16 protein-coding genes and 3 tRNA genes are annotated in these 25,545 nt (G+C 73.2%); 10 read left to right on the top strand and 9 right to left on the bottom strand.

Features of this window, described 5'->3' with window-relative positions:
- Window positions 1–64: 64 nt before the first annotated feature.
- Window positions 65–3,718 carry a S8 family serine peptidase gene (locus ABS735_RS05470; RefSeq protein WP_373901696.1) on the bottom strand — a complete coding sequence of 1,218 codons (3,654 nt, stop codon included), beginning with the start codon at window positions 3,716–3,718 and terminating at the stop codon, window positions 65–67.
- A gap of 946 nt (window positions 3,719–4,664) precedes the next feature.
- Here ABS735_RS05470 and ABS735_RS05465 point away from each other — a divergent pair.
- The 3 genes from ABS735_RS05465 to ABS735_RS05455 all read left to right on the top strand — a co-directional run bounded on the left by ABS735_RS05465 (window position 4,665) and on the right by ABS735_RS05455 (window position 7,509).
- Window positions 4,665–5,789, top strand: a complete 1,125-nt coding sequence (locus ABS735_RS05465) for a rod shape-determining protein (RefSeq protein ID WP_373901695.1) — start codon at window positions 4,665–4,667, stop codon at window positions 5,787–5,789.
- A gap of 66 nt (window positions 5,790–5,855) precedes the next feature.
- Window positions 5,856–7,280, top strand: a complete 1,425-nt coding sequence (locus ABS735_RS05460) for a GAF domain-containing sensor histidine kinase (RefSeq protein ID WP_373901694.1) — start codon at window positions 5,856–5,858, stop codon at window positions 7,278–7,280.
- A gap of 67 nt (window positions 7,281–7,347) precedes the next feature.
- On the top strand, window positions 7,348–7,509 hold the full coding sequence (locus ABS735_RS05455; RefSeq protein ID WP_373901693.1) for a hypothetical protein: 162 nt from the start codon (window positions 7,348–7,350) through the stop codon (window positions 7,507–7,509).
- Window positions 7,510–7,560: 51 nt separating this feature from the next.
- Here ABS735_RS05455 and ABS735_RS05450 read toward each other — a convergent pair.
- The 3 genes from ABS735_RS05450 to ABS735_RS05440 all read right to left on the bottom strand — a co-directional run bounded on the left by ABS735_RS05450 (window position 7,561) and on the right by ABS735_RS05440 (window position 7,983).
- A tRNA-Ile gene (locus ABS735_RS05450) sits at window positions 7,561–7,634 on the bottom strand.
- 198 nt (window positions 7,635–7,832) lie between these two features.
- Window positions 7,833–7,905, bottom strand: a tRNA-Asn gene (locus tag ABS735_RS05445).
- Between the two features lie 5 nt (window positions 7,906–7,910).
- A tRNA-Asn gene (locus tag ABS735_RS05440) sits at window positions 7,911–7,983 on the bottom strand.
- A 148-nt stretch (window positions 7,984–8,131) separates the two neighbouring features.
- Here ABS735_RS05440 and ABS735_RS05435 point away from each other — a divergent pair.
- The 4 genes from ABS735_RS05435 (at window position 8,132) to ABS735_RS05420 (ending at window position 13,735) form a co-directional block, all read left to right on the top strand.
- The gene (locus tag ABS735_RS05435; RefSeq protein ID WP_164410265.1) at window positions 8,132–8,437 is read left to right on the top strand and encodes a YtxH domain-containing protein; all 306 of its coding nucleotides are present in this window, start codon (window positions 8,132–8,134) and stop codon (window positions 8,435–8,437) included.
- A gap of 44 nt (window positions 8,438–8,481) precedes the next feature.
- Window positions 8,482–9,930 (top strand): FGGY family carbohydrate kinase, encoded by a 1,449-nt coding sequence (locus ABS735_RS05430; RefSeq protein WP_373901692.1) that lies wholly within the window; start codon window positions 8,482–8,484, stop codon window positions 9,928–9,930.
- Window positions 9,931–10,070: 140 nt separating this feature from the next.
- Window positions 10,071–11,804: an ABC transporter ATP-binding protein gene (locus ABS735_RS05425; RefSeq protein ID WP_373901691.1), complete on the top strand. Its 1,734-nt coding sequence runs from the start codon at window positions 10,071–10,073 to the stop codon at window positions 11,802–11,804.
- Window positions 11,804–13,735 (top strand): ABC transporter ATP-binding protein, encoded by a 1,932-nt coding sequence (locus ABS735_RS05420; RefSeq protein WP_373901690.1) that lies wholly within the window; start codon window positions 11,804–11,806, stop codon window positions 13,733–13,735. The genes ABS735_RS05425 and ABS735_RS05420 overlap by 1 nt, the downstream gene beginning before the upstream one ends.
- A gap of 51 nt (window positions 13,736–13,786) precedes the next feature.
- Here ABS735_RS05420 and ABS735_RS05415 read toward each other — a convergent pair whose 3' ends face one another.
- From ABS735_RS05415 to ABS735_RS05395, 5 genes are all read right to left on the bottom strand, one after another.
- On the bottom strand, window positions 13,787–14,884 hold the full coding sequence (locus ABS735_RS05415; RefSeq protein WP_373901689.1) for an RNA polymerase sigma factor: 1,098 nt from the start codon (window positions 14,882–14,884) through the stop codon (window positions 13,787–13,789).
- Window positions 14,885–15,099: 215 nt separating this feature from the next.
- Entirely contained in the window at window positions 15,100–17,025 is a 1,926-nt protein-coding gene (gene dnaG, locus ABS735_RS05410) for a DNA primase (protein ID WP_373901688.1), read from the bottom strand.
- Between the two features lie 29 nt (window positions 17,026–17,054).
- Window positions 17,055–18,320, bottom strand: coding sequence for an NAD(P)/FAD-dependent oxidoreductase (locus tag ABS735_RS05405; RefSeq protein WP_373901687.1), 1,266 nt, complete (start codon window positions 18,318–18,320; stop codon window positions 17,055–17,057).
- A gap of 168 nt (window positions 18,321–18,488) precedes the next feature.
- Window positions 18,489–19,763, bottom strand: a complete 1,275-nt coding sequence (locus ABS735_RS05400) for a deoxyguanosinetriphosphate triphosphohydrolase (protein WP_373901686.1) — start codon at window positions 19,761–19,763, stop codon at window positions 18,489–18,491.
- 137 nt (window positions 19,764–19,900) lie between these two features.
- A complete protein-coding gene (locus ABS735_RS05395; protein ID WP_373901685.1) occupies window positions 19,901–20,689 on the bottom strand; it encodes a sirohydrochlorin chelatase in 789 nt (262 codons plus the stop codon).
- Window positions 20,690–20,854: 165 nt separating this feature from the next.
- On the opposite strand from ABS735_RS05395, the gene ABS735_RS05390 reads away from it, so the two are divergent.
- From ABS735_RS05390 to ABS735_RS05380, 3 genes are all read left to right on the top strand, one after another.
- The gene (locus tag ABS735_RS05390) at window positions 20,855–21,541 is read left to right on the top strand and encodes a SanA/YdcF family protein (RefSeq protein ID WP_373901684.1); all 687 of its coding nucleotides are present in this window, start codon (window positions 20,855–20,857) and stop codon (window positions 21,539–21,541) included.
- Between the two features lie 102 nt (window positions 21,542–21,643).
- Complete coding sequence (locus tag ABS735_RS05385; protein WP_373901683.1) at window positions 21,644–23,758, top strand: molybdopterin oxidoreductase family protein; 2,115 nt, start codon at window positions 21,644–21,646, stop codon at window positions 23,756–23,758.
- Between the two features lie 127 nt (window positions 23,759–23,885).
- Window positions 23,886–25,529 (top strand): M4 family metallopeptidase, encoded by a 1,644-nt coding sequence (locus tag ABS735_RS05380; RefSeq protein WP_373901682.1) that lies wholly within the window; start codon window positions 23,886–23,888, stop codon window positions 25,527–25,529.
- The last annotated feature ends 16 nt before the right edge of the window (window positions 25,530–25,545 follow it).

Raw genomic sequence — 25,545 nt, 5'->3', positions numbered from 1 at the left:
CCTCCCCGTCCCAGGGAGGCGGCGCCGTCCGCGTTCCGGCACACGGCGTACCGAGGGAAACGGCCTACCGCACGGCCACCGCCCGCACGATCTCCTGCGTGACCGAGCCGCCACGGTCGTCGTGCGCGAAAGCCCGCAGCGAGAGGTGCTCCGCGTCGCGCGGCACGGTCAGCGTCCCGTGCCAGGACGCCTCCCCGTCACCGCCGCGCAGCCGGACCTGGTGCCAGCTCTTCCCGCCGTCGTACGACACCTCAAGCTTCCCGCCGCCGATCGTCCCGGTGTCCGCGGCGCCCGCCACGTAGCCGGCGCCCAGCCCGATCCGCAGCTTCTTCCCGCCGCGCACCTTCCCCGCGAGGTCGGTGTCCACGTCGAAGGAGAGGTTGATCAGCGGCAGGTAGGTCCACCGGTCCTGCGGTGCGGCCGCCGAACGGAAGGTCCACTCCGCGTGGCCCTCGGTCGCGAGCGGCCGGCGCGCCGCGTCGAGCGCGGTGTCGGTGACGAGCCTGTACGCGTGCTCGTCGGCGGGCGCGTCGGAGACGTACGCGGCGGAACTCGGCCCCTGGTCGACCAGTTCGCCGTCCAGGTACACCGACGTGGTCTGCGTCATGCCGCTGCCCTCGCTCCACACGTCGCCGAAGCCGGTGTGGTCGGGGCCCGAGTCGCCCCAGCCGGGCGCGTTGAACTGGAGCTGGTTCCCGGAGCGCTGCTGCCCCCAGCCGAGCCCGGTGCCGAGGTAGGGGTGCCACACCGGCCTGAACCAGTTCAGCTCCGCGCGCGAGCCTCCCCGGTACTCGACGAGTCCGCCGCGTTCCTCCAGCGCGTCACCGGCGCTGCTCACGGTCTCGTGCCACAGCTGACCCGGTCCGGTGGACACGTACTCGGTGCGCTGGACGGGGTAGTCGATCCGCTCCCGGAAGCCGAGGCCGATCGGGAACGTGTCGGTGATCGAGTACCGGAACTCGCCGCCGCTCTCCGGTTCGTCGCCGTGGTACTTGGTGCGCAGCACGGCGAGGTCGCGGTGCCCCGGCTCGAAGGTGAGGTCCCGGTCGGGCACGGCGCCCCGGTGTCCTTCGGACAGGTCGTACACGTAGGGCGTATCGGGGGTGCCGGTCATGTCGACCCGTCCGGCCTTGCGCAGCCGGCGGGCGTCGGCCGCGTCGACGGTGGCGATCTGCAGCGGCCGGTCGGCGTTGTCGTCCGTGCCCCACCACGACATCAGCCGTCCGGGGGCGTCGTCGGTCACGAACAGCGCCTCGACGCCCGCGTCCTGCGCGGCCTGGGCCAGCGCCGTCGGTTCGGTCCCCTCCGTGAGCCGGGCGAGGGCCGCCTTGCCGCGCACGCCGCCCGGGAAGGGCCCGTTCCCGACGTCCCCCACGTCGACCAGCGGCAGCCGGGTGCGGCCCTCGACCAGGGTGCCGCCGGACTGGACGGCGGCCTCGCCGACGCCCTTCACCTCCAGCAGCGGCTTGCCGAGCCGCCACACGGTCCGGTACTCGAAGTCGCCCTCGGTGACCTTCTCCGTGGGCGCGGCGAAGACGCTGTCGTACGTCAGCGGCACCTGTACGGCGCCGAACAGGTCGGAGCCGTTCGCGCCGCGGTCGTACTCCATGAGGAGCTGCCGGGTCTCGGTGCGCCGGTCGACGTCGGCGCTGATCTCGCGCAGCTCGCGGCCGTCCAGGGTGATCTCGCGGTCCCGGTCGAGGGCGACCTCAGGAGCGGCGAGGAAGCCCAGGCCGAGGGAGTCGGCGCCGTGGCTGCCGCGCACGTCGAGGAAGGACGTCAGGCTGTACGTCCCGCGCGGGAGCCGCAGCTCCAGGGTGCCGGACTCCCCGACGTGCGCGGGGACGGGGTCGACGCCCTCGGTGAGCTGCTGGACGGTCAGGTCGGCCGGGGTCGCGGCGCCGGAGCGGTCCTTGACGTGCACGGTGAGGGTGTACAGCTCATCCTCCTTGACCAGCCCGAACGCGGTGTGCGCGAGGGTGGTTCCGCTCGCGTCGGCCGCCACGATCTGTCCGCTCGTGTTGCCGACCGGCGCCTTCGCCCCGTCCCCGGTGACGGTCGTGGCGGCGGTGCCGTGCGCGGGCACGGTGAGGGAAGTGTCGGCGAGGGTGGCGACGCCCTCGGGGGCACCCCGTACGGACAGGTGCAACTCGACGTCCGTGTCGGAGGAGTTGGTGTAGGTGACGGTCCTGGTGACCGGCTCGTCGGCGTCGTACGGCCAGGAGTGGAAGCCCAGGTCGGCGCTGCCGGTGGCGGTGACGTCGGCCTCCACGGCCTTCGGCACGCTGACCCGCCCGGCGCCCAACTGATATACGGGAGCGTCCAGTTCCTCGGACGTGGACATCAGCGCGTCCTTGAGTCGCGCGCCGGTCCAGTCGGGGTGCTCCTCGGCGAGCAGGGCGGCCACGCCGGCGATGTGCGGCGTCGCCATCGACGTACCGTCCAGGCTGGTGTAGTCGCCGCTGCCCTCCGTGAGCCGGGAGCGGGCGGCGAGGATGCCGACGCCCGGGGCCGACAGGTCGGGCTTGAGCGCGTTGTCGCCGTAGCGGGGCCCGGCGCTGGTGAACCAGGCCGCCTGGTCGGCGGAGTCGACGGCGCCCACGGTGAGGGCGGCGTCGGCCGCGCCGGGCGAGCCTATGGACGACGGGGTGCCGGTGTTGCCGGCCGCGATGACGAACAGGGCGCCGGTCTCGCGGGACAGGGTGTCGACGGCTTCGGCCATGGGGTCGGTGCCGTCGCTGGGTTCGGTCGAGCCGAGGCTCATGGAGACGATGTCGGCGTCCACGTCACGGGCGGCCCACTCCATGCCGGCGATGATCTCGGACTCGCTGCCGAAGCCCTCGTCGTCGAGGACCTTGCCGACCGCGAGCGTGGCGCCGGGCGCGACGCCCTTCTCCTTGCCGTCGGAGGCCGCGCCGCTGCCGCCCACGGTGGAGGTGACGTGCGTGCCGTGGCCGTTGCGGTCGGCGACCTCCTGACCGGGGACGAAGCTCTTGCTCTGCGCGATCCGCCCCACGAGGTCGGGGTGCCCGGCGTCCACGCCGCTGTCCAGCACGGCCACGGTGACGCCCTTGCCGGTCAGCCCGGCCTCCCAGGCCTCGGGCGTGCCGATCTGCGCGTTGGACTCGGCCATGGCTGCGGTGACCCGCCCGTCGAGCCACACGCCGTCGATGCCGGCGCCGCGGCGGGTGAATTCCCGCCAGAATTCCCGCCCCTTGCCGGCCTCGACGGCGGCCCCGCGCACGCTGGGCAGCGCCCGCTTCCGCTCGGCGCCCCTCGGGGTGGCGGCCCGCGCGCCCTTGTCGTAGGTCACGATCAGCGGCAGCTCGCCGGTCTCGCCGTCGGCGAGCCCCTGCTCCAGCAACTCACGGACGTCGAAGAGCCGTTCGTCGAGGCGGCCGGCGCGCAGGTACGGCAGGGCCTCGTCCGGTACGACGACGGTCCGGCCGTCGAAGCTGCTGGTACGCACTGCTCCGGTGGCGCCCTCGGGCCGGTCGACCGTGATGGTCTCCCTGCCGCCGCCGAGGCCGGTGACGGTCACCCGGTCGCCGGTGACGAGGGTGACGGTGCGCGCCGCGTCGGCCGCGGAGGCCGTGCGAGGGGTGTGCGCCGGGTCGGGGGGCGGCTCCTGCGCCGCCGCCGTCCCGGCCGGCAGCAGCGCGATCACGAGCCCCGCCGACAGGAGGGTCGCCCCACGTCTGACTGGTCCTGTGCTCATCCACGTCTCTCTTCGTGTCGTCGTAGAGTGCTGTGACGAGTGCTGTGAGCAGTCTCAGGGGGCCTGCGGGGCAAGGGAGTTGACCGAGCACGGCGGAAAGCTGCCCTGGCGGGTTCCCGCCAGTGGCGCGGGGGGCCGACGACGGGGGCGGACGCACCCGGCGTCGACGGCGTGGCGTGCGACGCGACCTGCACGGCGGCGGGGCATGCGGCGCGGCCTGCGCGGCGATGGGGCATGCGGCGCGGCCTGCGCGGCGATGGGCGTGCGACGCGACCTGCGGCGGCGGGGCATGCGGCGCGGCCTGCGCGGCGATGGGCATGCGACGTGCCCGACGCTGCGGTGGGACCGGGGCCCGCCCGGCACGGCGACGAGGCATGTGACGCGCCCGGCGCGGCAGCGGAAACGGGAACCCGCCCGGCGGCGCAGAGAACGATGTCCTGACGGCAGATGAAACGGGCCCCGGCGTCGCGGCGGCAGACCGGTGTCCTGGCGGCGGCGTCGGACGCGCCCCGAGGCGCACTCCGGGGAGGCGACGGCAGCGGGCGAACGGCGTCCGGAACCGGTCGTCCGCCCGGGACGGCCCCTGGACAGGACCCCGCACCCCCAGACCAGGACCGGCCCGCCGAACGGAGACATCCCCCCGGGCAACTCCCGGATGGGACCGGGCACCCCCGGACCAGGACCAACCCGCCGCACAGGGAGGCCCCCGCACGCCACGCCCCGGACGGGGCCCCGCACCCCCAGGCCACGACCCACCCGCCGCACGAGGACACCCCCGGACAGCCCCCAGCAAGGACGGGCGCCCCAACCGGACAGACACCCCCCGTTCAGCGGCCCCCCGCCCGGCCCCCTCCAGCAGGCGCGCGGACGCGTCGCCGCGCACGATCGGTGCCACGGCCGGCCACCGGACGGCCCGTCACGGTCCGCGCTCTCGGGAGGATTCGCCATGACCGCCAGTACTGCCAATACCGCCAGTCTGGAGGCGCTGCGCCGCTGCCACTTCGCCGTGGACCTGGGCGCGGCGCGGACCCGCGTCTACGTGAAGGGGGCGGGGCTGGTCGTCGACCAGCCGTCCGCCGCGGCGGTGAACACCCGCACGGGCGCGCTCATCGCGGTCGGCGAGTTCGCGGAGAAGATGACGGGCCGCACCCCCGGATACATCCGTGTCGTGCGTCCGGTCTCCGGCGGTACGGTCGTCGACATCGAGATGGCCCAGCGCATGCTGCGCCACCTGCTCGGCGACAAGATCCGGCGCGCCCTGCGCCGCAAGCCCCGGCTGCGGGCCGCCGTCTGCACCCCGCACGACGCGGACCCGCTGTCCCAGCGGGCGGCGATCGAGACGCTGGTCGGGCTCGGCGCGCGCCGGGTGGAACTCGTCGACACCCTCATCGCGGCGGCGGTCGGCTGCGGACTGCCCGTGGAGCGGCCCGAGGCCACCATGATCATGGTGTGCGGTGCGCATGCCACGCAGGTCGCGGTCCTCTCCCTCGGCTCGATCGTGACCGCGGAGCGCATCCCGGTCGGCGGAGAGGCCGTGGACCACGCGATCGTGCAGCTGCTGCGCCACCAGCACGAGCTGGTACTGCCCAGCCAGTCGGTACGCCCCCTGCAGCTCGCCCTGTCCGGCAACGGACTGACCCCGCAGGGTCCGGCGTCCACCGAGATCCACGGCCGGGACGTGGCGACCGGCCTGGCGCGCAGTGTGCGGGTCGACACCGCCACGGTGCGCAACGCCATCCAGACGCCGCTGACGGCCGTGCTCGACGGCATCGGCAAGGTGCTGCGGGACTGCCCGCCCGACCTGGTCGCGGACCTCGCCGACCGCGGGATCATGATGGTCGGCGGCAGCGCGCTGCTGCCGGGCTTCGACCAGATGCTGCGTCAGGCCACCGGCATGCCGGTGCACATCGCGGAGCGGCCCGACGTGTGCGCGGTCCAGGGCCTCGGCAGCATGCTGGAGGGCCGGGTCGAGCCGCTCGTCCTGCACCCGACGACCTCGGACGCCGGTCCCGGCTCCGATTCCGGCTCCGATTCCGGCGCGGGCTCCCGCACCGGCGTCGGCTCCGACTGATCCGCCGCCGGACAGCCGAGAGGGCCAGGACACCGGGGGACGGCAGGAACCGAGAAAGAACGACGCATGACCGCGCAGCCCGCGCCCCGACTGACCCGCCTCCTCGAAGCGCTCCTGGGCGTCGGCACCGACCTCGATCTGCGCGGTGTCCTGCAGCGCATCGTGGACGGCGCCGCCGAACTGACCGGCGCCCGCCGCGCGGCGCTGGTGATCACCGACCCCGGCGACGGCGGTCCCGCCGAGTTCCGCACCCCGGACCCCGACCCCGTACCGGAGACGGCACCCGAGCTGCGGGTGCCGATCCACGTGCGGGACGAGGAGTTCGGCGAGCTGCGTCTTGCCGGGCGGCCCGGGGCCGGCCCGTTCACCGTCGAGGACGAGCAGCTGCTGCGGGTGCTGGCCGCGCAGGCCGGTGTCTCGATCGGCAACGCCCGGCTGTACGAGACGGCCCGGCAGCGGGAGCGCTGGATCGAGGGCGCGGCGGCCGTCACCACCGCGCTGCTCACCGAGGAGGGCGCCGGCGACGCGCTGACCACGGTGGCCGAACGGGCCCGGCTGCTCGCCGACGCCTCCGCGGGCGTCATCCTGCACCCGACCGCCGAGGGCGGCATGGAGATCGTGACCGCCTCGACGCCCGACGACCCGGACGGCATGGTCGGCGCGACCATCGCGCCGGGCAGTCCCGTACTGGAGCAGCTCCTGGGCGGCGAGCCGGTGTTCCTCGAGGACTCGGCGACCGATCCCCGCATGACGACCCACGTACGGCACCGGTTCGGGCCGAGCATGATGCTGCCCCTGCAGGCGAGCGGCCGGCTGATCGGCACCCTCGCCCTGCCCCGCCGCCGCGGCGGACGCCCCTACACGGACGTGGAACGGCTGCTCGCGACGCAGTTCGCCTCGCAGGCGGCGCTCGCCCTCGTCCTGGCCGACGCCCGGCGCGGCCGGGAGCGGCTCGCGGTCTACGAGGACCGCGACCGCATCGCCCGTGACCTGCACGATCTGGTGGTGCAGCGGCTGTTCGCCACCGGCATGATGCTGGAGTCCACGCAGCGCCGCCCCGGTGCCGACGACGTCCGCGACATCCTCGGCCGGGCGGTGGACGAGCTGCGCTCCACGGTCCAGGAGGTCCGCACCACCATCTTCGCGCTGCGGCAGCCCCCGGCCGAACCGCCGGCCGGACTGCGCGTCCGGGTGCTGCGCGAGACCGCGTCGGCCGCCGCCCGGCTCGGTGCCGCGCCCTCCACGCACTTCCGGGGCGCCGTCGACACCCGGGTGCCCGACCGGGTCGCCGACCGCCTCCTCACCGCCCTCCGCGACGCCCTGGCCGACGCGTCCGCGCGTCCGGGCGTCTCCCGCGTCGAGGTCACCGTGGAGACGCCCGCCACGTCGCCGGAGGGCCGGGAGGGCGTGCGCCTGAGGGTCGCCGACGACGGCGAGGGCGGCGGGGACGAGGGACGGGGCACGACGGTCACCTGGTGGGCGCCGCTGTAACGGATGGTGGCAGCGTCCCGGACGGGGTACTCGGCCCGCGACCCGACCGGCAGGAGGAGGCACCACCATGAGCGAGCCCACCCCGTCCCAGGCCGAGGGCGAACGCGACGACGAACTCGAACCGGACGCCCCCGACGTGCCGCACACCACGCCCTCGCAGGCGGAAGGCGAACGCGACGACGAAGTCGAGAACATCGGGGAGGAACCGGAAGGCCGGGAACAGGCCTGACCGGTTCGCGCGCGCCGCAGGTGAGAACGTTCCTGCGGCGAAGCGCATGAGTGGGGCGGGTGGGACTCGAACCCACGGCCGACGGATTATGAGTCCGCTGCTCTAACCGGCTGAGCTACCGCCCCAAAGCGGCGTGTCGCGTACATGTGTGCGCGCCGTCTGCCGCAGCATAGCCGCTCATACGATCTCCTGCCTCGGATGGTCGGCTTCCACGGCTGCCTTCATGACCTTGAGGACTCCGCAGCGTGCCGCGTGGTTCCCGGGACTTGAGAACACATGAGGGGCACATGAAAAAGGACCCCGAAGGGTCCTCGTTCACGGTGCTCCCCCGACTGGACTCGAACCAGTAACCTGCCGGTTAACAGCCGGCTGCTCTGCCAATTGAGCTACGGAGGACCGAGCTCCCCGGACTGGACTCGAACCAGTAACCTGCCGGTTAACAGCCGGCTGCTCTGCCAATTGAGCTACCGAGGAATGTCGGTGTCGCATCGAACGCGTCTGCCTGGGTATTCGCCAGGGGGCGCGCGCTCGCTGCGACACATACATTAGCGCAAGCAGGGGGGTGCTCCGCCAATCGGTACTCTCCAGCACCCCGGAGCCAGTGAAGGGAAGGGTGGCCGCCATGCGTTACCGGCTCACGTTCGTCGTCGGACTAGCGGTGGGTTACGTGCTCGGCACGAAGGCCGGGCGAGAGCGTTACGAGCAGTTGCGGAAGTCCGCGCAGCAGGTCGCGCAGAACCCGGCCGTGCGCAACACCGCGGAGTCCGCGGCCCAGCAGGGCAGGCACTTCGCCGACAAGGCGTACCACGTGGTGAGCGACAAGGTCGGTGACCGGATGCCCGACTCGGTGGCCCACCGGGTCCGCTCGCTGCGGGAGCGCGGCACGAACGGCAGCGGTCCGGACGACTGGGGCACCAGCAACACCTGAGGTCCCGGTACGGCCACCGCACCCGGTGCGGCAGAATTTCGGGTATGGCAATAGTCGCCGGGTTGGACAGTTCGCCCGATTTCACTCGTATCGTCGTCTGCGATTCGGACACGGGTGCCGTGCTGCGCCAGGGCTACGCGCCGCACCCGCTGGAGAGCCCCGAGGGCGGGGGCCGGCCCGCGGACGTCGATCCGCAGGCCTGGCTGCTGTCCCTCGGGGATGCGGCCGGCGGCGGGCTCCTCGAGGGTGTGCAGGCCATCGGCGTGTCGGCGCAGGCCAACTCGGTCGTTCCGCTGGACGCGCAGGGCAACACCGTGCGCCCGGCCCTGGTCGGCGGCGACAAACGCTCGCAGGTCGCGGCGGCCGATCTGATCGACGCGCTCGGCGGGCGTGAGGCGTGGGCGCAGGCCGTGGGCTCGGTGCCGCAGACCGCGCAGCCGGTGACGAAGCTGCGCTGGCTGGCACGGAGCGAGCCGGAGGCCGCCGCGCGGACCGCCGTACTGCTCCAGGCCCACGACTGGCTGGTGTGGCAGCTGCTCGGGCGGCCGGCGCGGCGGACCACCGACCGGGGCGGGGCGTCCGGCACCGGGTACTGGTCGGCGGCGACCGGCGCCTACCGGCCCGACCTGGTCGAGCTGGCGCTCGGCCACCAGGTGATGCTGCCCGAGGTGATCGGCCCGGCCGAGGCGGCCGGTACGACGCCCGAGGGGCTGCTGATCTCCGCCGGGACCGGCGAGACCCAGGCCGCCGCCTTCGGGCTCGGGATCGGCCTCGGCGACGCGGTGGTGTCGCTGGGCGCCTCCGGGTCCGTGATGGCCGTGCACACCGAGCCGCTCGTCGACCAGTCCGGGATGATCACCGCCCTCGCGGACGCCACCGGCATGCACCTGCCGGTCGTCACCACCCTGAACGCCGTACGGGCCCTGCGCGGTACCGCCGAGCTGCTCGGCGTGCCGGACCTGGAGAGCCTGTCCGAGCTGGCGATGAAGTCGACGCCCGGATCGCACGGCCTGGTGCTGCTCCCCTACCTGGAGGGCGAGCGGACGCCGAACCTGCCGCACACCGCCGGCACGCTCGCCGGCCTGCGGCGCGAGTCGATGAAGCCCGAGCACCTGGCGCGGGCCGCGTTCGAGGGCATGCTGTGCGGTCTCGCGGACGCCCTGGACGTGCTGCGGGTCCGCGGTGTGGACGTACGGCGGGTCTTCCTGCTGGGCGCGGCGGCCGAGCTGCCGGCCGTGCAGGCGGCGGCGCCCGCGCTGTTCGGGACGCAGGTCGTCGTGCCGCAGCCGGCGGACTACGCGGCGATCGGCTCGGCCCGGCAGGCGGCCTGGGCGCTGGGCGTGTCCCAGGGCACGCTGGACCCGCGCACTCCCCCGGTCTGGCAGGGCGCGGTGGCGCAGGTGCTGGAGCCGGGCGAGGAGCTGGCGGTGGGGCAGGCCGTGCGGCAGCAGTTCGTGTCGGTGCGCGAGCAGACGCACCCGGGCGCGCTCTGACGCCGGGGGCTTGCCGCCCATAGGCCGGAATTTGCCGCGCTCTTGGGTTAATCGGTTGAGGTAACGCGGGTGGAGTGTTCGACGATAGGGGCCAGGGGCAACCAACCGCGGCCCCTGTCGCCGACTCCGAGAGACTCAGTGTGCTCATACGACTACTGCGGACCTATCTCAGGCCCTACAAGAAACCCATCGCCCTGCTGGTGGCGCTGCAGTTCCTGCAGACCTGCGCCTCCCTCTACCTGCCGACCCTGAACGCGGACATCATCGACGACGGTGTCGTGAAGGGTGACTCGGGCTACATCCTGAGCTACGGCGCTGTGATGATCGGCATCTCGCTGGCCCAGGTGGTCTGCAACATCGGTGCCGTCTTCTACGGCGCGCGCACGGCCGCCGCCCTCGGCCGGGACGTGCGCGGTGCCGTCTTCGACCGGGTGCAGTCCTTCTCGGCGCGCGAGGTGGGCCACTTCGGCGCGCCCTCGCTGATCACCCGGACCACCAACGACGTGCAGCAGGTCCAGATGCTGGCCCTGATGACGTTCACGCTGATGGTGTCGGCGCCGATCATGTGCGTGGGCGGCATCGTGATGGCGCTCGGCCTGGACGTGCCGCTGTCCGGGGTGCTGCTCGGGGTCGTGCCGGTGCTGGCGATCTGCGTGACGCTGATCGTGCGGAAGCTGCGCCCGCTGTTCCGGGCCATGCAGAAGCGTCTGGACACGGTGAACCGGGTGCTGCGCGAGCAGATCACCGGCAACCGCGTCATCCGCGCCTTCGTGCGCGACGAGTACGAGCAGCAGCGCTTCCGGAAGGCCAACACCGAGCTGACCGAGGTGGCCCTCGGCACCGGCAACCTGCTCGCGCTGATGTTCCCGGTGGTCATGACGGTGGTGAACCTGTCGTCGATCGCGGTGGTGTGGTTCGGCGCCCACCGGATCGACAGCGGCGGGATGCAGATCGGCGACCTGACGGCGTTCCTCGCCTACCTCATGCAGATCGTCATGTCCGTGATGATGGCCACCTTCATGTTCATGATGGTGCCGCGCGCGGAGGTGTGCGCCGAGCGCATCCAGGAGGTCCTGGAGACCGAGAGCAGCGTGGTGCCGCCTCTGGCACCGGTCACCGAACTGCGCCGGCACGGGCACCTGGAGATCCGGGGGGCGGGCTTCCGCTACCCCGGTGCCGAGGAGCCGGTGCTCAGGAACATCGACCTGGTGGCCAGGCCGGGCGAGACGACCGCCGTCATCGGCTCGACCGGCAGCGGCAAGTCGACGCTGCTGGGGCTGGTCCCGCGGCTCTTCGACGCCACCGACGGCCAGGTGCTGGTCGACGGGGTGGACGTGCGGACCGTCGACCCGAAGAAGCTGGCCAAGGTCGTGAGCCTGGTGCCGCAGAAGCCGTACCTCTTCGCCGGCACCGTCGCGACCAATCTGCGCTACGGCAATCCGGACGCCACGGACGAGGAGCTGTGGCACGCGCTGAAGGTGGCGCAGGCCAAGGACTTCGTCTCCGAGCTGGAGGGCGGGCTCGACGCACCGATCGCACAGGGCGGCACCAACGTGTCGGGCGGTCAGCGGCAGCGGCTCGCGATCGCCCGGACGCTGGTCCAGCGCCCGGAGATCTACCTCTTCGACGACTCCTTCTCCGCCCTCGACTACGCCACCGACGCGGCGCTGCGGGCCGAGCTGAGCCGGGAGACGGCCGAGGCGACCGTGGTGATCGTGGCGCAGCGGGTGGCGACCATCCGGGACGCGGACCGGATCATCGTGCTGGACGAGGGGCGGGTGGTCGGCGTGGGCCGGCACCACGAGCTGATGGCGGACAACGAAACCTACCGGGAGATCGTGCTCTCCCAGCTGACGGAAGCGGAGGCCGCCTGATGGCCGGGCCTGCGGGTCGCATGATGGCCGGGGCCGGCCGCCCCGACCAGCGTTCGATGGACTTCAAGGGGTCGAGCAAGCGGCTCGTCGCCCAGTTCCGGCCGGAACGGGCGACGCTGTTCACGCTGCTTGCGTGCGTGGTCGTCAGCGTCGGCCTCAACGTGGTCGGGCCGAAGATCCTCGGCCGGGCCACCGACCTGGTCTTCGCGGGCATCGTCGGACGGGACATGCCGTCCGGGGCCACGAAGGAGCAGGTGCTGGACTCCATGCGCGAGCGCGGTGACGGCAACGTCGCCGACATGCTCCGCAGCACGGACTTCACCCCGGGCCAGGGCATCGACTTCGGCGCGGTGGGCGAGGTGCTGCTGCTTGCGCTGGGGACGTTCGCGGTGGCCGGACTGCTCATGGCGGTGGCCACGCGCCTGGTGAACCGGGCGGTCAACCGGACGATGTTCCGGCTGCGCGAGGACGTGCAGACGAAGCTGTCCCGGCTGCCGCTGTCGTACTTCGACAAACGCCAGCGCGGCGAGGTGCTCAGCCGCGCCACCAACGACATCGACAACATCGGGCAGACGCTCCAGCAGTCGATGGGCCAGCTGATCAACTCATTGCTCACCATCATCGGCGTGCTGGCGATGATGTTCTACGTCTCCTGGATCCTGGCGCTGGTCGCCCTGGTGACCGTGCCGCTGTCGTTCGTGGTGGCCACGCGGGTGGGCAAGCGGTCGCAGCCGCAGTTCGTGCAGCAGTGGCGCTCCACGGGGCAGCTGAACGCGCACATCGAGGAGATGTACACCGGGCACGCGCTGGTGAAGGTGTTCGGACGGCAGGAGGAGTCGGCGAAGCAGTTCGCCGAGCAGAACGACGCGCTGTACGAGGCCGGGTTCAAGGCGCAGTTCAACAGCGGGATCATGCAGCCGCTGATGATGTTCGTGTCCAACCTGAACTACGTGCTGGTCGCGGTGGTCGGCGGGCTGCGGGTGGCCTCGGGCCAGCTGTCCATCGGCGACGTGCAGGCCTTCATCCAGTACTCCCGGCAGTTCTCGATGCCGCTGACGCAGGTCGCGTCCATGGCGAACCTGGTGCAGTCGGGCGTGGCGTCGGCGGAGCGGATCTTCGAGCTGCTCGACGCCGAGGAGCAGTCGGCGGACCCGATCCCGGGCGCCCGGCCCGAGGACCTGCGCGGGCGGGTGGAACTGGACCACGTGTCCTTCCGCTACGACCCCGAGAAGCCGCTGATCGAGGATCTGTCGCTGAAGGTGGAGCCGGGGCACACGGTCGCCATCGTGGGGCCGACCGGTGCCGGCAAGACGACCCTGGTCAACCTGCTGATGCGGTTCTACGAGGTCTCCGGCGGGCGGATCACCCTGGACGGCGTCGACATAGCGAAGATGTCCCGGGACGAGCTGCGGGCCGGCATCGGCATGGTGCTCCAGGACACCTGGCTGTTCGGCGGCACCATCGCGGAGAACATCGCGTACGGGGCGTCGCGGGAGGTAACCCGCGGCGAGATCGAGGAGGCCGCGCGGGCCGCGCACGCCGACCGGTTCGTACGGACGCTGCCCGACGGCTACGACACGGTGATCGACGACGAGGGCACGGGGGTGAGCGCGGGTGAGAAGCAGCTGATCACCATCGCGCGGGCGTTCCTGTCCGACCCGGTGATCCTGGTGCTCGACGAGGCGACGTCGTCCGTGGACACGCGGACCGAGGTGCTGATCCAGAAGGCGATGGCGAAGCTGGCGCACGGGCGGACGTCGTTCGTGATCGCGCACCGGCTGTCGACGATCCGGGACGCGGACACGATTCTGGTGATGGAGAACGGGGCGATCGTGGAGCAGGGGGCGCACTCCGAACTGCTGGCGGCCGACGGGGCGTATGCGCGGTTGTACAAGGCGCAGTTCGCGCAGGCCGTGGCCGAGGTGAATTGACGGGTTGCCCGGCGGCGGGGTGCCTCCCCAGGCGGGGGCACCCCCGGCGCCTCAGTCCAGGTAGCCCCTCAGCTGGTCCGCGTAGGCGTGGTCGCGGAGTTTGTTGAGGGTCTTGGACTCGATCTGGCGGATGCGTTCGCGGGTCACGCCGAAGAGGCGGCCTATCTCCTCCAGAGTGCGGGGGCGGCCGTCGACCAGGCCGTAGCGGAGCTGGACGACCTTGCGTTCGCGTTCGCCGAGGGTGGAGAGCACCGCGTCCAGGTGCTGGCGCAGCAGCAGGAACGCGGCCGACTCGACGGGGCTGGCCGCGTCGCCGTCCTCTATCAGGTCACCGAGGGCGACGTCGTCCTCCTCGCCGACCGGGGCGTACAGCGACACCGGCTCCTGGGCCAGGCGCAGCACCTCGCCGACGCGTTCGGGGGGCAGGTCCAGGTGGGCGGCGACCTCCTGCGGGGTCGGCTCGTAGCCGCGTTCCTGGAGCATGCGGCGCTGGACGCGGACGACCCGGTTGATCAGCTCCACGACGTGGACGGGGACGCGGATGGTGCGGGCCTGGTCGGCCAGGGCGCGGGACATGGCCTGGCGGATCCACCAGGTGGCGTAGGTCGAGAACTTGTAGCCCCGGGCGTAGTCGAACTTCTCGACCGCCCGGATCAGGCCCAGGTTCCCCTCCTGGACCAGGTCCAGCATGGTCAGCCCGCGCCCGACGTACCGCTTGGCCACCGACACCACGAGCCGCAGGTTGGCCTCGATCAGGCGGCGCTTGGCGAGGCGGCCCATGACGACGAGCCGGTCGAGGTCGAGGGCGAGGCGGCTGTCCAGGTCGGGGGTGCGCCGCAGTTTCTCCTCGGCGAACAGCCCGGCCTCCACCCGCCGGGCGAGGTCGACCTCCTCGGCCGCGGAGAGCAGCGGGATCCGGCCGATCTCGCGCAGGTACTGCCGGAACAGGTCGGAGGAGGGCCCGCCGGACTCCGTACGGGTGGGCGGCGGCGGTTCGGCGGGCTCGGGGGCGTCCGCGGGGCCGCCGGGGTGGTACACGGCCGGCCCGGCACCGGGCTGCGCGGGCATCGCGACGAGCATGCCGCGCTCCGCGCCCGGCTCCGCACGGCCGGTACCGGTGTCGGTCTGGGTGAGGGTCTGGGTCTGCACGGGGGCGACCTCCAGGATGGACGCGGCCGGCGGGGGCCGGCGGCGGTACGACGGGGGCGGAGTCGGCTCGCTCGCCGCCGTCCGCCTCGCACGCGTGCACTCAGGTACCGCCCCCAGTGTGGGGTACGACACATCGCCGCCACGAGGGGCGTGCGGTGACTTTTTGCGTCCGGGCCGTGACCGACGGGTTACCCGCCGGTGTTCCCGGGCCTGTCCTAGAGGGCGGCGGCGCCGTGTTCGCGCAGGTTCTGGTCGTACTGCTGGAGGATCCACAGCTCGTTCTGCACGGCGGCCAGTTCGGCGGGGTCGCCGTGGCCGGAGAGGCGGGCGAGGCGGCCGGTGATGTCGCGGATACGGCGCTCCACGGCCCGGCGGCGGACCGTGACCAGCTGGGCGCCCGCGTAGACCTCGTCGACGCCCTTCACGCCCCGGTGCAGCATGATCGCCTCGACCGCGAGTTCGGTGACCATGGCGCGGACGGCGTCGTCGGGGGCGGCCTCGCGGACCCGGACCAGGTAGTCCTGCGGGTCCTGGACGCCGAACTCGGCGCCGCCCGCCTCCATGATCGCCTCGCGTACGGCGGCGTAGGGCGGGGCGGTGAACTCGTCGACGCCGTACGCGTCGAAGGCCGGGGAGACCAGCTCGGGGCGCTGGAGGGCGAGCTTGAGCAGCTCGCGTTCGGTGGCGAAGACCGGGTTGCGGAGGTTGAGGGCGGGGCCGCGGGGGTGGGTCCGGGTGGGCCCGGCCTGCTGCTGCGGGCCGGTGCCGCGCTGCCGCTGGTCGGGGGCGGGGCCCTTGCCGCCGCGGTCGCGGGCCCAGCGGGCCAGCTGGGCGATCCGCTTGACCACGAACTGGGTGTCGAGGATGCCGAGCATGCCGGCGAGCTGCACGGCGACCTCGTGCTGGGCGCCGCTGTTCTTGATCCGGGCGACGACGGGGGCGGCCTCGTCCAGCGCCGAGGCGCGGCCGGCCGGGGTGTCCAGGTCGTAGCGGGAGACGATCTGGCGCAGCGCGAACTCGAAGAGCGGGGTGCGCGGCTCGACCAGGTCGGCGACCGCGTCGTCGCCCTTGGCCAGGCGCAGGTCGCAGGGGTCCATGCCGTCGGGGGCGATGGCGATGTAGGTCTCGGCGGCGAACTTCTGGTCGTCCTCGAAGGCGCGCAGGGCCGCCTTCTGGCCGGCCGCGTCGCCGTCGAAGGTGAAGATGACGCGGGCCGAGCCGTTGTCCATGAGCAGCCGGCGCAGGATCTTGATGTGGTCGCCGCCGAAGGCGGTGCCGCAGGTGGCGATGGCGGTGGTGACGCCGGCGAGGTGGCAGGCCATGACGTCGGTGTAGCCCTCGACGACGACGGCGCGGGACGCCTTCGCGATGTCCTTCTTGGCGAGGTCGATGCCGTAGAGGACCTGGGACTTCTTGTAGATCGCGGTGTCGGGGGTGTTCAGGTACTTCGGGCCGTTGTCCGCCTCGTAGAGCTTGCGGGCGCCGAAGCCGACGACGTCGCCGCCGATGTCGCGGATGGGCCACATCAGCCGGCCGCGGAAGCGGTCGATGGGGCCGCGGCGGCCCTCCTGGGCGAGGCCGGAGAGCAGCAGTTCCTTGTCGCTGAAGCCCTTGCCGCGCAGGAAGCGGGTGAGGTGGTCCCAGCCCTGGGGGCTGTAGCCGACGCCGAAGTGCTCGGCGGCGGCCTGGTCGAAGCCGCGGTCGGCGAGGAAGGCGCGGCCGGTGTCCGCCTCGGGGCCGGTGGCGAGCTGCTCCGCGTACCACTGGGCGGCGATCTTGTGGGCCTCGACCAGGCGGATGCGCTCACCGCGCTGGTGGGAGGGGTTGTAGCCGCCCTCCTCGTAGCGCAGCGTGATGCCCGCCTGGCCGGCCAGGCGCTCGACCGCCTCCGAGAAGGTGAGGTGGTCGATCTTCATCACGAACGTGATGGTGTCGCCGCCCTCCTGGCAGCCGAAGCAGTGGAAGAACCCCTTGCTCGGGCTGACCTGGAAGGACGGGGACTTCTCGTCGTGGAAGGGGCACAGCCCCTTCAGGTTGCCGCCGCCCGCGCCTCGCAGCTGGAGGTACTCCGAGACGACGGCGTCGATCGGGACCGCGTCCCGTACCGCCTTCACGTCCTCGTCGTTGATCCGTCCTGCCACGCGTGAAGTCTACGTGGGAGGACCGACAGCTATGCGATGAGGCTTTCGAGGGATACGTGCGGGTTCGCCAGGGCCTCCGTGTCCACCCGGGCCTTCGAGCGGATCAGCTGCTGGATCGGCTCCGTGACGTCCCACACGTTGACGTTCATCCCGGCCAGCACGCGGCCCTCCTTCACCCAGAAGGCGATGAACTCGCGCTTCGCCGCGTCCCCGCGGATCACCACCTGGTCGTAGGACCCGGCCGGCGCCCAGCCGGAGTACTCCATGCCCAGGTCGTACTGGTCGGTGAAGAAGTAGGGCACGCGGTCGTGGGCGAGTCCCTTGCCGAGCATCGCGCGGGCCGCGGCCGGTCCGCCGTTGAGGGCGTTGGCCCAGTGCTCCACGCGCAGGCTGGTGTCGAAGAGGGCGTGGTGGAAGGAGGCCACGTCACCGGCCGCGTGGACGTCGGGGTCGGAGGTGCGCAGGTTCTCGTCGACGACGATGCCGCCGCCGTGGGCACGGTCGGCGATCTCCAGCCCGGCGGCCTGGGCGAGCGCGGTGCGCGGGGCGGCGCCGATCGCGGCGAGCACGTCGTGCGCGGGGTGCTCCTCGCCGTCGTCGGTGCGGGCGGCCAGCACCATGCCGTCCTGGCCGACGATCTCGGTCAGCTTCACGCCGAAGCGGAAGCGGACGCCGCGCGACTCGTGCAGCTCGGCGAAGACGGCGCCCAGCTCGGGGCCGAGGACGCCGTGCAGCGGGGTCGGGGAGGGCTCGATGACGGTGACCTCCGCCCCGTACTCGCGGGCCGCGGCCGCGACCTCCAGGCCGATCCAGCCCGCGCCGGCGATCACGAGGTGGCCGTTGTCCCGGCCGAGGGAGGTGAGGACGCCCTTGAGGCGCTCGGCGTGGGCCAGGCGGCGCAGATGGTGGACGCCGGCCAGGTCGGTGCCGGGGACGTCGAGGCGGCGGGGCTCGGCGCCGGTCGCCAGGAGCAGCTTGTCGTACCTGACGTGGGTGCCGTCGTCGCCGTAGTGGACGGTCTTGGCGGCCCGGTCGATCGCGACGACGGTCTGGCCGAGGTGCAGCTCGATGTCGTGCTGCGCGTACCAGGCGGGCTCGTGCACGAAGACGCTGTCGCGCTCCTCCTTGCCGAGGAGGTAGCCCTTGGACAGCGGCGGGCGCTCGTAGGGGTGGTCGCGTTCGTCGCAGACGAGGATCACCCGGCCGGTGAAGCCCTCCGTGCGGAGCGTCTCGGCCGCCTTCGCGCCCGCCAGGCCGCCTCCGACGATGACGAATGTCTGATCCGCGTCGACCACTTGTCTGCCTCCTCGTCAGGGTGCCGCCACATGCGAGCGTCCCGCACGTGGCGTGGTGCGGGAAGGGCAGTGACCCGATCAGGCCATGGAATGCCGCGTTTCGGGCGCCCGGACACCGCGTTCCGGGCGCCCGGGGCATGCCGGATCACACCCGTCCCGCCGCCAGTCTCATGGATGCCCCGTCAGGCGGGCGTGAAGCGAGCGGGCCGAGGCATCGGTGAGGGAGGCGATCTGGTCGACGATCACCCGTTTGCGCGCCCGGTCGTCGGCGGCCCGGTCGAAGAGGGCGCGGAACTGGGGGTCGAGCCCGTCGGGCGCGCGGGCGGTGAGCGCCTCGGCCAGCTCGGCGACGACGATCCGCTGGTCGGCGCGGAGCCGCTCCTGCTCGGTGCGCTGCATGACGTACCGGACGGCGACCGCCTTGAGGACGGCGCACTCCATGCGGGTCTCGCGGGGCACGACCAGCTCGGCGGTGTACCGGGTGAGCCGGCCGTCCCCGTACGCGGCCCGGGTGGCGGCCTCGGCGGCCAGGCAGAAGCGGCCGATGAGCTGGCTGGTGGCGTCCTTCAGCCGGGCCTGGGCGACCGCCGAGCCGTCGTAGCCGTGCGGCCACCAGTCCTGGGCGAGGAGCCGGTCGAGGGCGGCGGCCAGCTCGGCGTGGTCGGTGCCGGCGGGCACGTACCGCCCCACGGCCGCCGCGAAGACCGCCTCGCGTTCGGGGTCGGCGAGCAGGCAGTTCGGGTCGATGTGGCCGGCGTGCAGGCCGTCCTCGACGTCGTGCACGGAGTACGCCACGTCGTCGGCCCAGTCCATGACCTGGGCCTCGAAGCAGGTGCGGGCGCCGGGGGCGTCCTTGCGGAGCCACTCGAAGACGGGCCGGTCGTCGTCGTACACGCCGAACTTGGGCGAGAGCGGGTCGCGGGGATGGGCACCGCGCGGCCAGGGGTACTTGGTGGCGGCGTCGAGCGTGGCGCGGGTGAGGTTGAGGCCGACGGAGCCGTCCTCGGTGAACCGCTTGGGCTCGATGCGGGTGAGGAGCCTGAGCGACTGGGCGTTGCCCTCGAAGCCGCCGCAGTCCTCGGCGAAGGCGTTGAGGGCCTGCTCGCCGTTGTGCCCGAAGGGCGGGTGGCCCAGGTCGTGCGCGAGGCAGGCCGCCTCGACGAGGTCCGGGTCGCAGCCGAGGGCGGCGCCCAGCTCCCGGCCGACCTGGGCGCACTCCAGGGAGTGCGTGAGGCGGGTACGGGGGCTGGCGTCCCAGACGGGACTGCCCTCCCCCGGCGCGACGACCTGCGTCTTTCCGGCGAGGCGGCGCAGCGCGGCGGAGTGCAGGATGCGGGCGCGGTCGCGCTGGAAGGCGGTGCGGCCGGGGCGTTTGTCCGGCTCGGGGGCGTAGCGGGCCGCTGACGTGGGGTCGTACGGGGGTGGGGGTTCGGTGCCTTCCATGTCATGAACAGTATGCGGAAGGTGTGACAGTTGGGGGCCCGTGCGTCTGCCGGGTTCCGCAGTCGCGCGGCTGCGGGCCGTCCGTGGCCGGTCGCGCCCACGCGGTGGAGCCGCACATCGAGACAGTCCCGCGCCCCTCAGGGGGTTGCCGGCGCCCTGGACGTCAAGCCGCTGCCCGTCTTCACCGCCTCGTCGTAGCGGTGGAGCAGGAGGCGGGCCATCGACGGGTGGGTGCCCAGGGGAGCCGACGCGATCCACGGGGCCCGGGCCGCGCACTCCGTCGCGAAGCGGCCCGGGGCGGTGAAGCAGGAGGCGATGGCGGTGCGGTGGTGGCCCCGCGCCGTCAGGGTGCGGACCGCGTCCGGGACCGTCGGGGCCGCCGCCGAGGCGTACGCGGGGACGACCGGGACGCCCAGGCGGGTGGCGAGGAGTGCTGCCGTGCGGGCCGTGTCCGCGCGGGAGGCCGGGGCGCGGGAGCCCGCGGAGGCGAGGACGACTGCGTGGTCCGGGCCCGCGTGGGCAGGCCAGCCGGACTCCAGGAGGCGGTCGTGCAGGGCGTCCACGAGGAGGGGGTGCGGGCCGAGCGGGGCGGCCACGCGGGTGCGGGCCGGGGAGGCGGCGGCCATGTCGGGGATGTCCCGTTCGACGTGGTGGCCGCGGCTGAGGAGGAGTGGGACGAGGACCGCCTCCCCGTCGCCGAGCGCGGCCAGTGTGCCGGGCAGCGGGGGCTCGTTCAGCTCGAGGTGACCGAGGCGCACCGGCAGGGCGGGGCGCAGGGCGCGGACCCGGCCGAGGAGCGCCCGTACGGTGCTCAGGGCGCGCGGGTCGCGGCTGCCGTGGGCGACGACGACCAGGGCGGGGGTGCCGCCGGGGGTTCCCGTGCTCGTCGTGCTGCCCGTCGGTCCCGTCATTGTCGTCGCCGTCATGCGTCGAGGGTGACGGCCGGACGTTGCCTTCCCGTTGCACGGGTGTCACAGGGGTTTTCCGTCGGTTCACACGGCGCCGGGGCGTCCGTGTGAGCGGGCGGCGAACCGGACGGCCCGCGCGGGCGTCCCTGGGGGCAGGAACCGACCGGGGAGGGAACCCGTCCGATGCTCCGCCCGAGACTCCGCAGACCGCGTCTGCCACGCACCCGTGCCGGGCAGCGGCGGCTGATCCAGCTGGTCGTGGCCGGGTGCGTGCTGGCGCTGCTGCCGAGCGCGTGGCTGCGCGTCGTGACGGACGACCGGCTGCGCACCACCGCCGACGTGCCGCGCACCGAGGTCGCGGTCGTCTTCGGCGCCGGGCTGTGGGACGGGGAGCCGTCGCCGTACCTCGCGCACCGGCTGGACGCGGCGGCCGGGCTGTACCGGGCGGGGCGGATCGAGGTGGTGCTCGTGACCGGGGACAACAGCCGTGCGGAGTACGACGAGCCGGACGCCATGCGCGCCTACCTGGTCCGGCACGGGGTGCCCGACGGGCGGATCGTCAGCGACTACGCGGGCTTCGACACCTGGGACTCCTGCGTCCGCGCGAAGAAGATCTTCGGCGTGGACCGGGCCGTGCTGATCAGCCAGGGCTTCCACATCCGGCGGGCGGTGGCCCTGTGCCAGGAGGCGGGGGTCGCGTCGTACGGCGTCGGGGTCGACGACAAGCACGACGTGACCTGGTACTACGGGGGCGCGCGGGAGGTCCTGGCGGCGGGCAAGGCGGCGCTGGACGCGGTCTTCGAGCCGGATCCGCACTTCCTCGGGCCGAGGGAGCCGGGGGTGGCACGGGCCCTGGCCGACGCCGGGTGACGCGTTCCTCACCACGGCCCCGCCGCTGCGGGGAGGCCGCCGTCCCGGCGGTGTAACAGAGCGCCGACCGGTGGCGTAACACGCGCGTCGCACGCTGGCCGCATGCAGAACACCACCACCCCCACGCACTGCCCGTACTGCGCCCTGCAGTGCGGGATGAATCTGACGCCCGTCGAGGGCGGGACCGTCGAGGTGTCCGAGCGCGTGGACTTCCCCGTCAACCGGGGCGCGCTGTGCGGCAAGGGGCGTACGGCGCCGGAGGTGCTCGCGTCGGGGGCGCGGCTGGCCTCGCCGTTGGTGCGGGCCGCCGACGGGACCCTGGCACCGGCCGGCTGGGACGAGGCGCTGGACCGGATCGCCGGGAACCTGGCGCGCACGCGGGCGGAGTACGGGGCGGACGCGCTCGGGGTGTTCGGCGGGGGCGGGCTGACCAACGAGAAGGCGTACGCGCTGGGCAAGTTCGCCCGGGTGGTGCTGGGCACCTCGCAGATCGACTACAACGGGCGGTTCTGCATGTCGTCGGCCGCGGCGGCCGGGACACGGGCCTTCGGGCTCGACCGGGGGCTGCCGTTCCCGCTGGAGGACGTCCCGAGGACCGGGTGCGTGATCCTCGTCGGGTCGAACCCGGCGGAGACGATGCCGCCGTCCCTGCGCTACTTCACCGAACTGCGGGAGAACGGCGGCACGCTGATCGTCGTCGACCCGCGCCGCACGAGGACCGCCGAACAGGCCGACCTGCACCTCGCGCCCCGCCCCGGCACCGATCTGGCCCTCGCGCTGGGCCTGCTGCACCTCGTGATCGCCGAGGGGCGGGTCGACGGGGCCTACGTCGAGGAGCGCACGTCCGGCTGGGAGGAGGCGCGGGCGGCGGCGATGGCGCACTGGCCGGAGTACGTGGAGCGGATCACGGGGGTGTCCGTTCCCGAACTGCGGGAGGCGGTGCGGCTGTTCTGCGCGCCCGAGGCGGCGATGGTGCTGACCGCGCGCGGGCCCGAGCAGCAGGCCAAGGGCACGGACACGGTGGGCGCGTGGATCAACCTGTGCCTGGCCACGGGGCGGGTCGGGCGGCCGCTGTCGGGGTACGGCTGTCTGACCGGGCAGGGCAACGGACAGGGCGGGCGCGAACACGGGCAGAAGGCCGACCAGTTGCCGGGGTACCGCAAGCTGACCGACCCGGTGGCGCGGCGGCACGTGGCCGAGGTGTGGGGCGTGGCCCCGGACTCGCTGCCGGGGCCGGGGCGCAGCGCGTACGAGTTGCTGGACGCGCTGGGGACCGACATCAGGTCGCTGCTGGTGATGGGCTCCAACCCGGTCGTCTCCGCGCCCCGCGCCGCGCACGTCGAGGAGCGGCTGCGGTCGCTGGACTTCCTGGCCGTGTGCGACGTGGTGCTCTCCGAGACGGCGGAACTGGCGGACGTGGTGCTGCCGGTGACGCAGTGGGCGGAGGAGACGGGGACCACGACGAGCCTGGAGGGGCGGGTGCTGCTGCGGCGGCGCGCGATCACACCGCCGGAGGGGGTGCGCGGCGACCTGGAGGTGCTGCACGGGCTGGCCGCGCGGCTCGGCGTCGAGAAGGGTTTCCCGACGGAGCCCGAGGAGGTCTTCGAGGAGCTGCGGCGGGCGAGCGCGGGCGGCCCGGCGGACTACTCCGGGATCGACTACCGGCGGCTGGCGGAGGAGGGCGGCGTCTTCTGGCCGTGCCCGGCGCCGCCCGCGGACGACGGCGCGGACGACGACACGGACCCCGTGCCCCACCCGGGCACCCCGCGCCTCTTCCTCGACCGCTTCGCCACCGACGACGGCCGGGCCCGCTTCGCGCCCGTCGCGCACCGTCCGAGCGCCGAGGAGCCGGACGAGGAGTACCCGGTGCTGCTGACCACGGGACGGGTCGTGGCGCAGTACCAGTCCGGGGCGCAGACCCGACGGGTGGCCGAGCTGAACGCCGCCGCGCCGGGCCCCTTCGTTCAGCTGCACCCGCGGCTGGCGGCGCGGCTCGGGGCGGCCGAGGGCGACCCGTTGGCGGTCGTGTCCCGGCGGGGGCGGGAGGTGGCACCGGCCCGCATCACCACCGGCATCCGGCCCGACACCGTGTTCATGCCCTTCCACTGGCCGGGCGAGGGCCGCGCCAACACGCTGACCAACCCGGCCCTGGACCCGACCTCGCGGATGCCGGAGTTCAAGGTGTGCGCGGTGCGGGTGGAAACGGTGACGTCTTAGCGGCGTCATCCTCTCCTCTCATGATCTCCACGCAAGCGCTATGGACATGTCATGTCTCGGGTCCTTGAATCCGAGTCAGCACCAGCGCCCGCAAGCGCCGAAAGGCGCGCCTGTCCCGAGGAGATCGATGAGCCGAATACGGCACGTCAGAGGTTCCCGTCTCGTCATGGCCGGTACCGCGGCCACCACCGCGACCCTCCTGGTCGCCGCTCTCGCCCCCGGCGCCACGGCCGCCGACCGCCCGTCCCCGGCCGCCGCCCTCGACCACGCGGCGGCCGCCCTGTCGGACCACGCCGCCGCCCTGGACCTGACGGACGCCCAGGACACCGAGGCCCGCGACGTCATCGTCGACGAGGACGGCACCCAGCACGTCCGCTACGACCGCAGCTACCGCGGGCTCCCGGTCCTGGGCGGCGACTTCGTCGTCCACCTCGCGCCCGACGGCGGTTTCCGGGGCGCCGACCGCGCGACGGACGCCGCCCTTTCCCTGCCCACCGTCACCCCGAAGCTGTCGGGACCCAAGGCCGCCGACCTGGCCGCGCACGCACTGCGCGCCGCCAACCCGGGCGAGCTGCTGAAGAAGCTCACGGCCAAGCCGGAGCTGGTCGTCGACGCCCTGCACGGCATCCCGAAGCTGGCCTGGCGGACCAACGCCGCGGCGCTGGACTCCCTCGGCAACCCGGTCGCGCGCACCGTGCTGACCGACGCGGGCACGGGCGCCCGCATCGACGCCTGGGACACCATCGAGTCGGCGTCCGGCGACGGCAAGTCGCTGTACGGGGGCACGGTCCCGCTGGAGACGACGCAGTCGGGGCCGTCGTACCAGCTCAAGGACCCGACGCGCGGCGGCACGTACACGGGTGACGCGGAGAACCAGACCGACCTGTGTTTCCTCACCATCTGCCTGGTACGGGCGCCCGCGACGCTGTTCACCGACGCCGACAACCACTGGGGCACGGGGAACGCGGACGACCGCGCCTCGGCCGCGGTGGACGCGCAGTACGGCACCGACGCCACCTGGGACTACTACGCGGACGTCCACGGGCGCAGCGGAATCGCGGGCGACGGCAAGGGCTCGTACAACCGCGTGCACTACGGCACCCGGTACAACAACGCCTTCTGGGACGACAGTTGCTTCTGCATGACGTACGGCGACGGTGACGGGACGACCTTCGGGCCGCTGGTCTCGCTGGACGTCGCCGCGCACGAGATGTCGCACGGGGTGACGTCGAAGACGGCGGCGCTGACGTACTCGGGCGAGTCCGGCGGCCTCAACGAGGCGACCTCCGACATCTTCGGCACCCTGGTGGAGTGGCACGCGGGCAACTCCGCCGACCCCGGGGACTACCTGATCGGCGAGAACGTCGTCCGGGACGGTTTCGGCCGCGAGGCGCTGCGCTTCATGGACAGGCCGAGCAGGGACGGCAGTTCGGCCGACTGCTGGAGCACCTCGGTGGGCGACATGGACGTCCACTACTCCTCCGGCGTCGCCAACCACTTCGCCTACCTGCTGGCCGAGGGCAGCGGCGCGCGCACCGTGGGCGGCGTGGCCTACGACTCGCCCACCTGCGACGGCTCCACGGTCTCGGGGATCGGCCGGGACAAGCTCGGCGACATCTGGTACCGGGCACTGACGGTGTACATGACCTCGTCGACCGACTACGCGGGCGCCCGCGCCGCCACCCTGAGCGCGGCCGGTGACCTGTACGGCGCCGACAGCGCCGAGTACGCCGCGGTCGGCGCGGCGTGGAGCGCGGTGAGCGTGGCCTGACGGCCCCTCGCCTCTC

The organism is Streptomyces sp. MMCC 100 (assembly GCF_041538145.2).
Classification (GTDB): domain Bacteria; phylum Actinomycetota; class Actinomycetes; order Streptomycetales; family Streptomycetaceae; genus Streptomyces.
The sequence above is the reverse complement of the archived record's forward strand: the minus strand, read 5'-3'. Positions and strand labels throughout refer to the sequence as shown.

Coding starts and splice junctions, on each gene's coding strand:
- ABS735_RS05395 (WP_373901685.1), bottom strand. CDS start 20,689: ATGACGGCGACGACAATGACGGGACCGACGGGCAGCACGACGAGCACG.
- ABS735_RS05455 (WP_373901693.1), top strand. CDS start 7,348: ATGAGCGAGCCCACCCCGTCCCAGGCCGAGGGCGAACGCGACGACGAA.
- ABS735_RS05380 (WP_373901682.1), top strand. CDS start 23,886: ATGAGCCGAATACGGCACGTCAGAGGTTCCCGTCTCGTCATGGCCGGT.
- ABS735_RS05435 (WP_164410265.1), top strand. CDS start 8,132: ATGCGTTACCGGCTCACGTTCGTCGTCGGACTAGCGGTGGGTTACGTG.
- ABS735_RS05460 (WP_373901694.1), top strand. CDS start 5,856: ATGACCGCGCAGCCCGCGCCCCGACTGACCCGCCTCCTCGAAGCGCTC.
- ABS735_RS05385 (WP_373901683.1), top strand. CDS start 21,644: ATGCAGAACACCACCACCCCCACGCACTGCCCGTACTGCGCCCTGCAG.
- ABS735_RS05390 (WP_373901684.1), top strand. CDS start 20,855: ATGCTCCGCCCGAGACTCCGCAGACCGCGTCTGCCACGCACCCGTGCC.
- ABS735_RS05400 (WP_373901686.1), bottom strand. CDS start 19,763: ATGGAAGGCACCGAACCCCCACCCCCGTACGACCCCACGTCAGCGGCC.
- ABS735_RS05470 (WP_373901696.1), bottom strand. CDS start 3,718: ATGAGCACAGGACCAGTCAGACGTGGGGCGACCCTCCTGTCGGCGGGG.
- ABS735_RS05465 (WP_373901695.1), top strand. CDS start 4,665: ATGACCGCCAGTACTGCCAATACCGCCAGTCTGGAGGCGCTGCGCCGC.
- ABS735_RS05420 (WP_373901690.1), top strand. CDS start 11,804: ATGGCCGGGCCTGCGGGTCGCATGATGGCCGGGGCCGGCCGCCCCGAC.
- ABS735_RS05430 (WP_373901692.1), top strand. CDS start 8,482: ATGGCAATAGTCGCCGGGTTGGACAGTTCGCCCGATTTCACTCGTATC.